Origin of the sequence: Nocardiopsis prasina DSM 43845 (assembly GCF_000341265.1) — a bacterium.
Lineage (GTDB): Bacteria > Actinomycetota > Actinomycetes > Streptosporangiales > Streptosporangiaceae > Nocardiopsis > Nocardiopsis prasina.
In genome coordinates, this window is record NZ_ANAE01000096.1 from 62,650 (window position 1) to 75,510 (window position 12,861).

The window sequence follows — 12,861 nt, forward strand, 5'->3', positions numbered from 1 at the left end:
GCCGCTCCACAGTGAAGGGGACGTTCTCGCGTGCGCATCACCGTCCACAGCGAGGTCTGTATCGGCGCTGGCCAGTGCGTCATCGCCGCCGACCGCGTGTTCGATCAGGGCGAGGAGGACGGGCTGGTACGTCTACTCACCGACCGGCCCGACTCCCGCGACGCCGCACGCGTGCGCGATGCGGTCGATCGCTGCCCGTCCGGCGCGATCGAGTTCACCTCGGACTGACCCCGGGGCCCGCCCCATCCACCCTCACCCCCAGCCAGCACGCGAAGGGACGATGACCGGCCTCGGCCGACTCGACCTCGCGTGCGAGTGACAGCGGCCGCGGTCGTCGAACCGGCACCGGCTCGGCACGTGTGGCCCGCGCCGGGCCCGCAGACAGGCGACCGGGCCCCGAAGAAGCGACCATCCACTGGCCTCGAAAACAGACCGGAGACGAATGTTGACCACGGGCACACCAGTTACGGCCCTCGAGCCGTCCGGGACAAGGAGCCGGCCGTGAGCCGTAGCGAAACCGAACAGGTCGAAGGCCCGCTCGACCCCGTCGCGGCCGCCGCGCGGCTCGCGGCCTCCGGCCCCTTCTCCGAATACGTCCTCTACGAGCGCGACGGGGTCTGGCTCTTCGGCGGCGGAGTGCGCTGGGGAGTCGACCTCGACAGCGACCGGGTCACGGTCCGCGGCGCCGAGGGGATCGTCGACTCCCGCCCCTACACGGGCAGCCCGGCCGACACACTGGCCGAGACCCTGGCCGCTCTGCCCGAAGAGTCCTGGCGGGCCTACGGCTGGGTGGGGTTCGACTTCGCGCTCCACTCCCGCGCGGCGGCCCCCGCGCTCCGCAGGGAACACGCGCGGCTCGCCCGCCTCATCGTGCCCCGGAGCGAAGTCCGCATGACCGTGGGCGGGGCCCACATCAGCGGGGGCTCAGCCCAGATGCGCCAGAAGGTGCGCTCCGTGCTGAGCGAACGGGTCTCCGAAACGGAGCGGACCCGCGTCACGATCGACTCGCAGAACAACTCCCAGGCCTACGTCGGGCTCGTGAGCGAGGCCCTCACCGAGATCGACCGCGGCCTCTACGACAAGGTGATCCTGTCGCGCAAGGTGAACGTGCCCTTCGCCGTCGACATCCCCGCCACCTACGTGGCCGGACGCCGGGCCAACACCCCCGCCCGGTCGTTCCTGCTGGATGTCGATGGGCTCCGCAGCGCGGGCTTCAGCCCCGAACTGGTCGTCACTGTCGACGGGGATGGCGAGGTGCTGACCAATCCGCTCGCGGGCACTCGGGCGGCCGGTAGGGGCGCGGAGGCCGATGCTGCGGCCCGCGCCGAGCTGCAGTCCGACCCCAAGGAGATCCACGAGCACGCCATATCGGTGCGCGAGGCCGTCACGGAGATGCGGTCAGTGTGCCTTCCCGATTCGGTCGCTGTTTCGGATTTCATGAGCGTCTCCCTCCGCGGCAGTGTCCAGCACCTGGCGTCCACCGTGCGGGGGCGCCTGGCCGAGGACACCACCCCCTGGCGCGCCTTCGAGGCGCTCTTCCCAGCGATCACCGCATCGGGGATCCCCAAGCCGAGAGCCCTTGAGGCAATCGTCCGTCTGGAGGAGGGTCGCGGCCTGTATTCCGGGGCCGTGGTCACTGCCACCTCCCACGGCGAACTCGAAGCTGCGCTGGTCCTACGCGCCGTCTACGAGGAACAGGGGCAGGCCTGGCTTCGCGCGGGGGCCGGGATCGTGGCGGGCTCGCGTCCCGAACGGGAATTCGAGGAAACCCGCGAGAAGCTGTCCAGCGTGCTGCCGCACGTGGTGTCCGCTTCGTGACCGTGACCATGCCGACGCACCAGCACAGCACTCCCCTTCCCGACTTCGCCGAGGTGGTCATGCCATGACAGACGTCCAAGAGAACGGGTTGGTCCCCTACCTGCTCGCCAACCGGGCCTTCGTCGCCCCAGCCGTCGAACAGGCTGTCGGGGCGATGGACCTGCCCGGACGAACACGCCTGCTCGACGCCGGAACCGGTGCCGGGGGCGGGCTGGTGGCGCTGGCCCGGGCAGCCGACCCCCGGGCACGGGTCCTGGCAGTGGACCGCAATCCCGACGTACTGGCTCTGGCCAGGGAGCACGCCCAAGCCGAAGGGGTGTCCGACAGGGTCGAGGTGCGCGCCGCCGACCTGGTCGAGGTACTCGACGAAGCCGCTGACTCAGGTGAGGGCTTCGATGCGATCTGGGCATCGGACGTGGTCTGGCCCGGGAACTTCGACGACCCCGGCGCCTTGGTCGCGCGCGCGGCGCACGCCCTGAGCCCCGGCGGCGTACTGGGGCTCTTCACCAGCAACTACTACCAGGCCATGTTCCTGCCTGGTCATTCCCGGCTGGAGCGGGCGGCGCGTACCGCTTCCGAACTCAACTGGGGGATCCCCTCCGGTGGCCCCGCCCACTATGAGCGCCACGCCGCGTGGCTGACGGCCGCAGGACTGCTTGACGTAAGGGTGAGCGTCTTCGCTCGAGTGGGTTCGCCGGTCGACGCGGACCCGAGCGTGCGCCCCTATCTGGAGAACGCCGTGTGGCCGGAACTGCGCGAGTCGGTGGTCAAGCGTGGCACCGACGCGGGTCTGACCCGTGATGAGGTGGCCGAGGCCGAGCGGCTCATGACGCCCGGGCACCCGGACTACATCGTCGATTCCGCCGGCTATTACATGGTCCATCCGACCCTGCTTGCCCTGGGTCGGCGGTCCTCGGACTGAGTGTCACGGCCGCATGGTCCCTGTCCTGGGGCCAGGCGGTTTCGCGGGGCTTTCCCGACCGCGGCAGTCCAGGCACATCTCGGCGCGGCGCGTCATCCGCGCCGTGGTGCCAGGTGAGAGGAGGCCACGCTCGTCGCGTGACCGCCAACGGCTGCTGTCGGTCGAACACACCCTGGCCGCGGCCAGGCGATGGGCGCCGCGGTCAACGAGCCCCGAGGGCCCTGACGGTGGGATCCGTCGGGGCCCGGAGAGCGTCAGTGCACGCCCTCGTGTGAACAAGAGCGTGTGACCGGCAGGCGGAACGTTGCGGCTCGGGGCTGGCCAGTCCACTCCCCTCAGCTGACGAAGACGAATACCGCTGGCCGCGAGGCCTCAGGGCTACGCGGCCAAGATGCGGCGCTCCGGGTCCAGCGTGAGCACCCGGTCCATACGGTCGGCGACGTGTCTGTCGTGGGTGACCGCGATGACAGCCAGGCCCTCCTCAGTACGGAGAGTGTCCAGCAGCTCCAGGATGGTGCAAGCACTATCGGCGTCCAGGGCCGAGGACACCTCGTCCGCCAGCAGCACCCGAGGTCCCGCAGCCAGGGCACGTGCGACGGCCACGCGTTGGCGCTGGCCACCGGAGAGCCGGGACGGCAGCGCGCGTTGGATGTCCGCAGGCAACCCCACCCGCCGCAGGAGCCCCGGAACCTCCGCAGCAGCCTGGCCACGGGTGAGCCCCCGAAGCACCATAGCCGGGCGCGCGAGTGTGGTTGCGACTCGCTGGGACGGGTTCAGGGTCGCGGCCGGGTCCTGGGCTACCAGCTGGATGGCTCGCAACGACTCCCTGGCCCGGTCCGTGTGCCTGGCGGGCAGGATCCGTCCGCCGAGCGAGAGTGTGCCCACTGCTGGAGGATGGAGCCCGGCCACACTCCTGAGCAGGGTGGACTTCCCACAACCAGAAGGGCCCAGTACCGCGACCGCCTCCCCCTCGCCGACAGACAGATTCACCTCGCGGACCAGTTCCCGGCCGCCAGGGGCCAGGAGCCGGACTCCCCGTAGGCTCAGCAGGGTGGCGCCCCGTGGGTGACGGGGGTCCGCGGTCGTGACACCGGCTCCGCGAACCGGATCGGTCACACCGATGTCGAGACGATGGTCGGCCACCCGTTCAGCGAAGCCTCGATCATGGGTGATCACGACGGTGACCCTTCCACGACGGCCGCGCCTCTGTTCGAGAACGCCGAGCACGAGTTCCACGGTGGCGGGGTCCAGGCCGCTCGTGGGTTCATCCAGGACCAGCACCTCGGGATCGGCGACCACTGCCCTGGCCAGTGCTACGCGCTGGGCCTGCCCCCCGGAGAGTTCGTGTGGGCGCCTCCGCCACAGCGTGTCGGCATCCAGGCCCAGTGAGGTGAGGACCGCATGGACTGCCTCGGCTTTCGCGCGCCGGGATCCGACCGGCAGCGCCTCGGCCACCAGGGCGCACACTGGGCGCAGGGGGTGCAGGTCCGAGGCTGGGTCCTGGCCGAGGACGCCGGCGCTGCCGCGGCGCCATCGGCGCGCCGCCCGCCCTGCGGGCACCGTTTCTCCCTGCCAGCGCACCTGGCCGGTCCTGCGCACCAGACTGGGCGGGAGTGCGTCCAGGGCGGCCAGAACGGCGCTGGTTTTGCCGCTTCCCGAGGCTCCCATGACCGCGAGCACCCCACCGTCCGGCACCCGCAGGTCCACAGGCCCCACCACATGGGAGCCGTGTTCGTCCTCGACCAGCAGCGCCTCGGCACACAGTCCTTCAGCCATCCGCGGGCTCCTTCAGTGCGGGGTCGTGGTCTCGGACCCGGCTCGTGCGATCGGCAGTGAGACAGATCTGGGCCAGGAGCGCGAGCAGCACGGTGGTGATGCCCAGAGCCACAGCTGGTGCGGCGACGGCCCAGGGGTTGATCGCCACACCGGTCATGTTCTCCCTGAGCATGAGGGCCCAGTCGGGGGCGGGCGGGGCGGCGCCCAGCCCCAGGACGCTCAGTGCCGAGGCCACCTGCAGGGCGACCACCAGGCGCAGTCCCAGGTCGGCGGTGACCAGCCCCCGCATGGCCGGGAGCACCTCCCTGCCCAGAATGGACGCGGTGGCCTCCCCACGCAGGAGCGCGGCTTCGACGTAACCGGACGTGCGCGCGGCTCGGACGGCATCTCGGACGACCCGCAGGGTGAGCGGCGCTCCCCCGCACACCGTCGCGATGATCACTGCTGTGTACCAGGGCAGGGCGACCGCTACGACGAGGGCGAACAGCAGGGAGGGGAGAGCGAGCAGCAGGTCGGCCGCGGCGGTGAGGGACCGCGAGGTCAGCCCGCCGAACCACCCTGCGACCAGGCCTCCAACTGTTCCGATGACACAGGCGCACACGGCAGCGGTCATGGAGACACCGAGCAGTCCTCCCCCGCCCGCCAGCACACGGGACCACACGTCACGGCCCAGAGCGTCGGTTCCCAGGGGAAGGCCGGGGGAAGGCCCCTGCCAGGGCGCCCCCAGGGGGGCCGTGGGGCTGTTCGGTGCCCACCCTTGGCCGAACAGGGCGACGGCGAGGACTCCGGCTGCCAGGAGAGGGACACTCAACGAGGCGAGGCGTACAGCGGCTCGACGGTTCACGCCAACCACCTCCGACGCGGTTCGGTCAGAGCGGCGACCAGGTCACCGGCCAGCAGCCCAATGAGGACGACCGCAGCAGCGAGGACAGCGGTGGCCTGGACGACCGGCAGGTCTCGTGAGGCGATCGAGGAAACCAGCAGGGAGCCGATGCCGGGATAGCCGAAGAGGGTCTCCACCAGCGCTGCGGCGGCGATCAGCCCGCCTCCGGTCACCGCCGTGACCCTGGTGAAGGGAGCCAGGAGGAAGGGGAGGACATCGGTGGCGGCGATGCGCCAGGGCGGCACACCACGCCGACGGGCGTCGGCCACGTGTGGCAGGCACATGGTGTCGGACACTGCTCCCGCGAGCAGGCTCGCTCCGTAGAACGCGGTGGGAAGTGCCAGTGCCATCACGGGGAGAAAGAGCAGTTCCGGGTGCTGCCAGGGCTCAGCCCCGGGTGGGAGCAGGGAGACCGGGGGCACCAGTCCCAGAGCGCCCGAGAACACTGTGACGAGGATCGCCGCGGTGACGGCGGTGGGCAGGGCCGCGCCCCCGGTCAGAAGAGCGGTGGACACCCGCTTGGCTCGTCCGCTTCCCCCTGCCCACCAGGCCAGGGCCACAGAGGTGGGCGCAGCCACCGCCAAGGCTCCCCCGACCACTGTGAGGGTGGCGGGTAGACGTTGCGCGAGGGCGTCGGCGACGGGGCGGCCGTTGACCAGGGACGTGCCCAGGTCACCGGTGAGCAGGGCGGCAGCCCAGTCGAGGTAGCGCCGCCAGGGTGCGGCGTTCAGGCCCAGTTCGTCCCGTAGTGCTCGTACCTGGTCCTGGTCGGCGCCGGGTGTCGCACGCAGGTCCGCTGCGTCGCCGGGCAGGAGTTCTGTGGAGGTGAACACCACCACCGACACCAGTGCCAGCAGAAACACGGTCCGAGCCAGGGCGAACAGGAAGGAGGCCCCCGCGGCCGTCCCCGGGGCGCGGAGGTGGACGACCGCGGGGACGGTCCGGGGACGGGACATCAGTGGGCGACCCGGACCTGTTCGATGAACAGGCGGTGGAAGCCGGGGCCGGTCGGCAGTCCGCTCACGCCGGAGCCCGCAAGGTCGATTCCGTCTCCGGTGCCCCACACCACATAGCCGCCATCGTCGGCGACGCGTTCCTGGAGGTCCGCGAGCACGGCGTGACGGTCGCCCTCGTCGGCGGTGGCCAGCGCGTCGGCGAAATCGGCGTCCCACTCAGGGACGTCCCACGCCGTCTCGTTGACGGGGCCGTCAGAGAGCAGGGCCATCCGGGCGTAGTCGACGAAGCCGTTGCCGCCCAGGCTGTTGAGGTAGAAGGGTTCGACGTTCCACACCTCGGACCAGTACGTGTCGGGGGCGCCCACCTCGATCTCGACCTTGATGCCCGCCTCCGCGAGTTGTTCGGCGGCCAGGGCAGCGGTCTCCTCCATGCCCGGGTAGGAGTTGGTGGCATGCAGGGTGAGCTCGACGTCGTCCGCGTGGCCAGCGTCCTCCAGCAGTTCGCGGGCACGGTCCAGGTCCCGTTCGACTGGTGCGCGGTCAGACGCGAAGGGCTCCTGGGGATTGAGGATGTCCGCGCCGGCTTCGCCGTATCCGAGGAAGACCGTCTCGACGAGCTGCTCGCGGTCCAGTGCCAGCTTGATGGCCTCCCGCACGTTCGGGTCGTCAAAGGGCTCGGTGTCCAGGTCCATGACCAATGGGTAGTTCACTCCGGCGGGCCGGGTGACCACCTGCACCGCGTCGCTCTCCTCGTACTGCTGCGCACTGGTGGGCGACACGCTGCCCCCGACGTCCGCTTGGCCCGCGGCCACGGCCTCGGCCCGTGTGGCCGGGTCGGGCATGGCGCTGATCTGCAGGGTCCGGTAGTCGGCGGCCCCGCCCCACCAGTCGTCGTTGCGCGTCAGGACCGCGGTGGTGTCGTCGTGTTCCTGGAGCTGGAACGGTCCGGAGCCGACCACGGGTTCGGTGATGTCGTCGCTACCGTCGGGGACCACGAAGGTCAGGGAGGCGAGAGCGTTACCGACCTCGGCATAGGGCTGGTGGGTGGCCAGTTCCAAGGTGTGTTCGTCCACCACCGAGGAGGATTCCAGGTCGAAGACCGACAGGCGACCGTTGTTCTCGGCGCCCTTGCCCTGGATGCGATTCAGGGAGAACAGGACATCGTCCGCGGTGACCGGCTCACCGTCGGAGAAGATGGCGTCATCGCGGAGAGTGATGGTCCAACGGTCCAGCTCGCCACCGCTGGCTTCCCAGGTCCGTGCGAGTCGCGGCTGGACCCGTCCGTCCTCGTCGGTGACGGTGAGCACGTCGTAGAGCATGGCGAACCGCATGTAGTCGGACTCGTTTCCGACACGCCCGTGGGGGTCGTTGGTGGTGGCCGCCGGCGCTCCCACCGCCGCGTAGCGGAGGGTGGTGTCGGAAGCCGAGGCTGTCTCGCTCTCCCCACCTCCACAGGCGGTTACTGCCAGGAGCGCCACGAGGGCGCCCGCGGCCAGGGATCGTCGTCTCATCGTTCGGCCTTTCTCAGGGGAGAAGCCGTGGTCGCCACGGCTCCGGAGGAGATCTCCTGACGTCGTCAGGAGGTTCGTGGGTGTTCGCCGCGCACGCGGTACACCAGGCGAGTGGGTTCGTAGCGCCAGCTGGGCCAGCGCGCGGGCGTGGGGCCCCGTGTGTTGAGCCCGGCGTCCTGGTGGAGCAGGTTCGTGGGGTGCCCGAGCTCGACTTCGATCGCGCGGGAGTCAGAGGCACCGCGGACAGATACCGCTCAGTTCGAAAGTGTGGTCGACCTTCTCGAAGCCGCTCGCGTTTCGGATGTGCTCTACGGCTGCGGCGAGTGCGGCGATCTCGGTGATCTCCTCCACACCACCACAGACCCGACAGAAGAGGTGGTGGTGATGCACAGAGGTTTGGCAGCGGCGATAGAGGCGCTCACCCTCCGGCGACTGAATGGTGTCCAGCAGACCGTCCCGGGCCATCCGATGCAGGGTGCGGTAGACGGTGGAGAGGCTCGGCCGGTCCGAGACGGCCGCCTGTGCCTTCTCCAGCTTCTGATGGATCTCGCGGCAACCCTGAAAGCGAGCTTCCCGCCCCATGATCCTGAGGACGAAGTCCATGTACTTGGGCACGTTGGGCATGTCAGCCGACCGCCAGACGAAGGATCGACACAGACAAGAGGGCGCCTCGGCATCGGCACAGCCCTGCGTACACGAGGGACCTCCTGGAGGGGTCTGAGGCACGACCAATGGAAATGATTATCAAAACCGTAGCACGACAAAACGGCCCACACCGCCACCAAACGCCCGCCTTGCCCGACTCGCCGCCATCGGGGCTCTTGTCGTGGGTGTCGAGTTCGAGGCTGCCGACCGCGAGCCCGTCCATCCACACACGTGTCGGTCGACAGACCGCCACAACAACCCGGACGAGCAGACGAGGTCCTTGATGAGGGCAAGCGGCTGTACCCGCATGGCCACCGATCGAAGGATCATCCGCGTCCCCGGAGATGAGCGACCAGAAGTGCCCCACTGCAGGGCAGCCCAGGGCCCGGACACAACAGCGGCGCACGAGTTTGCACGGGTTTACTTGTAGGACCCGGGCAGGTCGGGCAGTGGTACAAGGGACTGCACGCAAGTGTTGGGAGGCATCATGATCGCGAAACTGTCCGAGCTCGGCGTCACCTCGGAGATGGCGTACTGCGCAGGCGCCGCCAGCATCGGCCTGTCGTTCCTGAGCTGGGTCGTGTCCAAGAAGAAGGAGGACGCCGGTACCGATCGCGCCGACCGGTGGGGAATTTTCGTCGGCCAGTGGGCGCCCACCTTCTTCGCGCTGGGCGTCGCCCTGCGTCTCGAGGAGGGAAAGTGACCCTTTCCCAGGACGTCAGCTAGGAATCGGCACCGATGGAGAACGGCCCTTGGCGCCCAGTCAGGGGCTGGACTTCACCACGAGCGCGGAGGCGAACGGCACGAGCAGACGCCGCGGCTCAGCTCGCCAGGATCTGCGGCGAGAGCGTCTTGAGCATCCCCCGCGCCCAGCGCGTCTGGCGGAGGGAACGAGGCCTGCACCGATCGGTAGCCGTTCTCGCAGGGCCACTCTCATCCTTGTCATGCCCCTCCTCGTCGAACTCCTCCACAGTGTCCGGGTCTCCCCTGGTGGCTTCCAGCCCCTTGGCAGAACGCCCGGCCGGATTCCGCTGACCCTCGCCCGGCCACGGACACCCCCAAGCCGCGAACGCACTTCCACCATGTCTCCCTCCCTGCCCCCGCTCGTGCGTCGGACGGGGAGATCTCCACCCACACCTCAGGGGCGGATCGCTGGAGTGCGGGGGAACGCCCGGTCTTGGTCCGCGTGTGGAAGTGGTACAGCGTGCGGCCCGTGATCAGTGCGAACGGGTATTCCTCGCTCGGGGTCTCGTGTGGTGGCACGAAGTCCACAGCCTTGAGCATCGCCAACCCGCTGGGGTTGGCCGCGCGGTACTCATCCTCTTCCAGCGCAGCCCCCGTGACGAGGTTCTTGCCGTGGCTCTCACACTCGTCCGGCGCGCTGAGAACCGACCGTCCGAGGAGAGTCGCGGAGTGCCATCGGGGTTCTGATGGTTGCAGGGCCATTGAAGCCGCAGTGGCCTGGTTCGACTGGTAGAAGCCCTGGAGCACGGTCGACACCAGGCGCTTGGCATCGCCCAGCAGCATGGTGGCCGCCTCGCGGATCTCGTGGGCGGGGAGGTCGCAGATCGCGGCGGCGCGCTCAGCGCGATGACGTCCGCGTGATCGATGTCCTCGTAGGAGCCCGGCCGTCCGTCGCAACCGAAGGACTCCTTCAGGGCGCTCGCCGCTGTGGCTGTGCACGACCTGGTGTTCCGTCCAGGTGATAGGTGCCGATCGCGCCGTGGGCGATCGCGGCGAGGGTGTGGTACTCCTCCAAGAAGGCGCCCACGCACTCCGACGATCCGGCCGTCCTTGACCGCGATGTCCAACGCGTCACCGTTGGAATGCAGAATCGACGCCGATGGCACCCAGTGGTCCACCTCGTGGGGGCCACTCCCTGAGCGAGATGGAGGTCGACTCGCCCGGTGCGGCTTCTCGCCACGGCGAGCGCCGCGGGTGAGTGCGCGATCCAACCCGGCCGCAAAGACTCGTCAAGTCCCGGCATCCAGGTTTTCGCGTCGCGGCGCCTCGGGCATGAACAGAGCCGTCACCTGTCCGTTTCTCGTTCGGCTCCATGCCATCGTTGCGAGGACCCCGTATGAGCTCCAGCACCGAGACATCCGTGCCCACGCCCGGCCCCGACGGCCGCACCAACGCGTGTCCGGCCGAGGACGCCTCAGTCGAGGAACTCCTCCTGGCTCTGCGGGAGGAACACGAGGGCAGCGCGGCTGCCGTGTGGCTCAAGGAACGCATCCTCAACCACTACCAGCCGCTGTTGAACCGCCTCGCTCGCCGCTACGGCGGACGGGGCGAGACTCTCGAGGACCTGCGACAAACCGCTTGTCTGGGCCTGGCCAAGGCCATTCAAGGATTCGACTCGAGCAAAGGTAGGCCTTTCATCGCCTATCTACTGCCGACGGTAACCGGAGAGATCAAGCGCCACTTCCGTGACCACACGTGGGCGGTTCACACACCGCGCACAGCCCAGGCCCGCCGCCCACTCATGCGCCAAACCCGGCAGGACCTCGAGCAACGCCTGGGCCGTCACCCGTCCAACACAGAGATCGCTCGAGAGATGGGGGTGACGGTGGCGGACGTGGAGGAGGTCCTCCTGGTCTCGGAGGCCTACAACACCTTTTCACTCAGCGAGCCGGACCCGCATGGCGAGGAGTCCGGTTTCGCCTGGGAGCGGTTCACGGGTGTGGAGGACAAGGGCCTGGACCTGGTCGTGGATCGGCAGGCCGCACGATCGGCCCTGGTGCAGCTGACGCCGAGGGAGAGGCACATCATCAAGCGCCGCTACTTCGACGAGTGGAAGCAGGCACGGATCGCCCGCGAGGTGGGCTGCTCCCAGATGCACGTCTCTCGGCTCCTGTCGCATGCTCTGGAATGGCTGCGCGCCGAACTGCGTGCCCAGGAGGCACCGACGAAGCCGGCCGCGGCAACGGGTCAGCAGCACGATGTGCCCCGAGCCCGACCTACGGTCGAGCCCGGAATGAGGCGGTAGCCGCCAGTGAGGCGCCGATGGCCTCGCGTTCCTGTCCCACGATCACCTCGACAACCCTCCGGCGAGAGGAGTGGTACCCGGTGACATGAGCGTTGGTTCTGGCTCAAGGACACTTCGACCACGTCGGGTTCGCACTGCGAGCTCGTCGTGAAGGCCCCACCCGAGCTGATTCACTCCGCTGGCAGCCCACACTCGCCGGCACGCACCGCGACTCGACCGCTTCCCGCACGGAGACGTGTCCACCCCGGCCCCGCCGAGGAGAGAGTCGGCGCTGTTCGCGCGTCCGTCCCGGTCGTAGGCAATGTGACCGCCGTTCACGGGCGCGGATACTGGCGCTCTCGGAGCAGACGTGCGAGGTGTACCGCGTTACGAGCCACCGTGGCCGTGGTGGTCGCCACGGGTTCCGGGGTCCTGTCGAGATCGATGTAGTCCTTCGGGTTCATCGCCTCGGAGTTCCAGTAGGTGGACCCCGTGGCGGGGATGGTGAACCCGCAGTCGTTCAACGCCTGGACGCAGTCCGCGACGATCTTGTGCGCCCCGTCCTCGTTCCCCACGACCGCGATCACGGCGACCTTGCCGTACATCGACGGCCGCCCCTCGTCGTCGGTCTCTGACAGCTCGGCGTTGATCCGCTCCAGGACCCGCTGGGCAACGCTCGACATGTGACCCACCCATGTGGGAGTGGCCAACACCAGGATGTCGGCTGCCAGCAGCTTCTCCCGAAGCACGGGCCACTCGTCACCCTGGCCCATGTCGACCGCCACACCCGGGCTGACCCGATGATCGACGACCCGCAGCGACTCTCCCCGCACCCCGTGTCCGGTGAGCTCGTCGAGCACCTGCCGGGCGAGCGACTCACTGCTGGAAGGGTCCGGGCTCGGTTTGAGACTGCACGTCAGGGCCAGGGCCCGAAGATCTGAAGGCATGTCCAAGACCCTACGCACCTCCTGCCCTGACCTCCCGGAAGTCCACTGCAATGGAGGGTCGTTCTCGTGGGAACGGACATCGAGCGTGCACCGCACGCCTACGCCCGGCTGTTCAAGACTCCACACCGTGCCCGGAGGGGTCGGCGCCGCGTTCCAACCGACAGAGGCGATCGTGCAGGATTTCCAGGGCCTCCGACCGACCTCCCCGGTGCTCCTCACAGGCAATCAGCTGGCGAACCTGCTCCGCGTCGAAAGCTCGAATGTACTCGCGCAGTCGCGCGACCGGAACAGTGGAACAATCCCGGCCGCGTCCTGGTGCGGACATACCGTGGGCCTCCCTCAACTCGCGGCGTCGTCAGCCTGTACTGAGGCGAGTATCCGGGACGCCCCCCCACGAAACCCCGGATGCACCCGGGTCGTGAGTGTCGCGACCAT

Annotated in this window: 12 protein-coding genes; 5 read left to right on the forward strand and 7 right to left on the reverse strand. The window is 69.1% G+C overall.

Annotated features, from left to right (window positions below):
- Positions 1-30 precede the first annotated feature (30 nt).
- The 3 genes from D452_RS0108075 (at position 31) to D452_RS0108085 (ending at position 2,740) form a co-directional block, all read left to right on the forward strand.
- On the forward strand, positions 31-228 hold the full coding sequence (locus D452_RS0108075; RefSeq protein WP_017543647.1) for a ferredoxin: 198 nt from the start codon (positions 31-33) through the stop codon (positions 226-228).
- Between the two features lie 273 nt (positions 229-501).
- The gene (locus tag D452_RS0108080) at positions 502-1,818 is read left to right on the forward strand and encodes a salicylate synthase (RefSeq protein WP_017543648.1); all 1,317 of its coding nucleotides are present in this window, start codon (positions 502-504) and stop codon (positions 1,816-1,818) included.
- A gap of 64 nt (positions 1,819-1,882) precedes the next feature.
- A complete protein-coding gene (locus D452_RS0108085) occupies positions 1,883-2,740 on the forward strand; it encodes an SAM-dependent methyltransferase (protein ID WP_017543649.1) in 858 nt (285 codons plus the stop codon).
- Between the two features lie 378 nt (positions 2,741-3,118).
- Here D452_RS0108085 and D452_RS27920 read toward each other — a convergent pair whose 3' ends face one another.
- From D452_RS27920 to D452_RS0108120, 5 genes are all read right to left on the reverse strand, one after another.
- The gene (locus tag D452_RS27920; RefSeq protein ID WP_040693360.1) at positions 3,119-4,516 is read right to left on the reverse strand and encodes an ABC transporter ATP-binding protein; all 1,398 of its coding nucleotides are present in this window, start codon (positions 4,514-4,516) and stop codon (positions 3,119-3,121) included.
- A complete protein-coding gene (locus D452_RS0108105) occupies positions 4,509-5,360 on the reverse strand; it encodes an ABC transporter permease (RefSeq protein WP_051061269.1) in 852 nt (283 codons plus the stop codon). Before D452_RS0108105 ends, D452_RS27920 begins: the two co-directional genes overlap by 8 nt.
- Positions 5,357-6,355 carry an ABC transporter permease gene (locus D452_RS0108110; protein ID WP_017543654.1) on the reverse strand — a complete coding sequence of 333 codons (999 nt, stop codon included), beginning with the start codon at positions 6,353-6,355 and terminating at the stop codon, positions 5,357-5,359. Before D452_RS0108110 ends, D452_RS0108105 begins: the two co-directional genes overlap by 4 nt.
- Positions 6,355-7,866 carry an ABC transporter substrate-binding protein gene (locus tag D452_RS0108115; protein WP_026129081.1) on the reverse strand — a complete coding sequence of 504 codons (1,512 nt, stop codon included), beginning with the start codon at positions 7,864-7,866 and terminating at the stop codon, positions 6,355-6,357. Before D452_RS0108115 ends, D452_RS0108110 begins: the two co-directional genes overlap by 1 nt.
- A gap of 228 nt (positions 7,867-8,094) precedes the next feature.
- Entirely contained in the window at positions 8,095-8,490 is a 396-nt protein-coding gene (locus D452_RS0108120; RefSeq protein WP_026129082.1) for a Fur family transcriptional regulator, read from the reverse strand.
- 508 nt (positions 8,491-8,998) lie between these two features.
- Between D452_RS0108120 and D452_RS0108125 the strand changes: the two genes are divergently transcribed.
- On the forward strand, positions 8,999-9,214 hold the full coding sequence (locus D452_RS0108125; RefSeq protein WP_026129083.1) for a hypothetical protein: 216 nt from the start codon (positions 8,999-9,001) through the stop codon (positions 9,212-9,214).
- Between the two features lie 239 nt (positions 9,215-9,453).
- On the opposite strand, the gene D452_RS31830 is transcribed toward D452_RS0108125, so the two are convergent.
- Positions 9,454-10,038, reverse strand: coding sequence for a molybdopterin dinucleotide binding domain-containing protein (locus tag D452_RS31830; RefSeq protein WP_338042020.1), 585 nt, complete (start codon positions 10,036-10,038; stop codon positions 9,454-9,456).
- A 553-nt stretch (positions 10,039-10,591) separates the two neighbouring features.
- Between D452_RS31830 and D452_RS0108135 the strand changes: the two genes are divergently transcribed.
- Positions 10,592-11,500: a sigma-70 family RNA polymerase sigma factor gene (locus D452_RS0108135; protein ID WP_017543659.1), complete on the forward strand. Its 909-nt coding sequence runs from the start codon at positions 10,592-10,594 to the stop codon at positions 11,498-11,500.
- 314 nt (positions 11,501-11,814) lie between these two features.
- On the opposite strand, the gene D452_RS0108140 is transcribed toward D452_RS0108135, so the two are convergent.
- On the reverse strand, positions 11,815-12,426 hold the full coding sequence (locus D452_RS0108140) for a flavodoxin family protein (protein ID WP_026129084.1): 612 nt from the start codon (positions 12,424-12,426) through the stop codon (positions 11,815-11,817).
- Between the last annotated feature and the right edge of the window lie 435 nt (positions 12,427-12,861).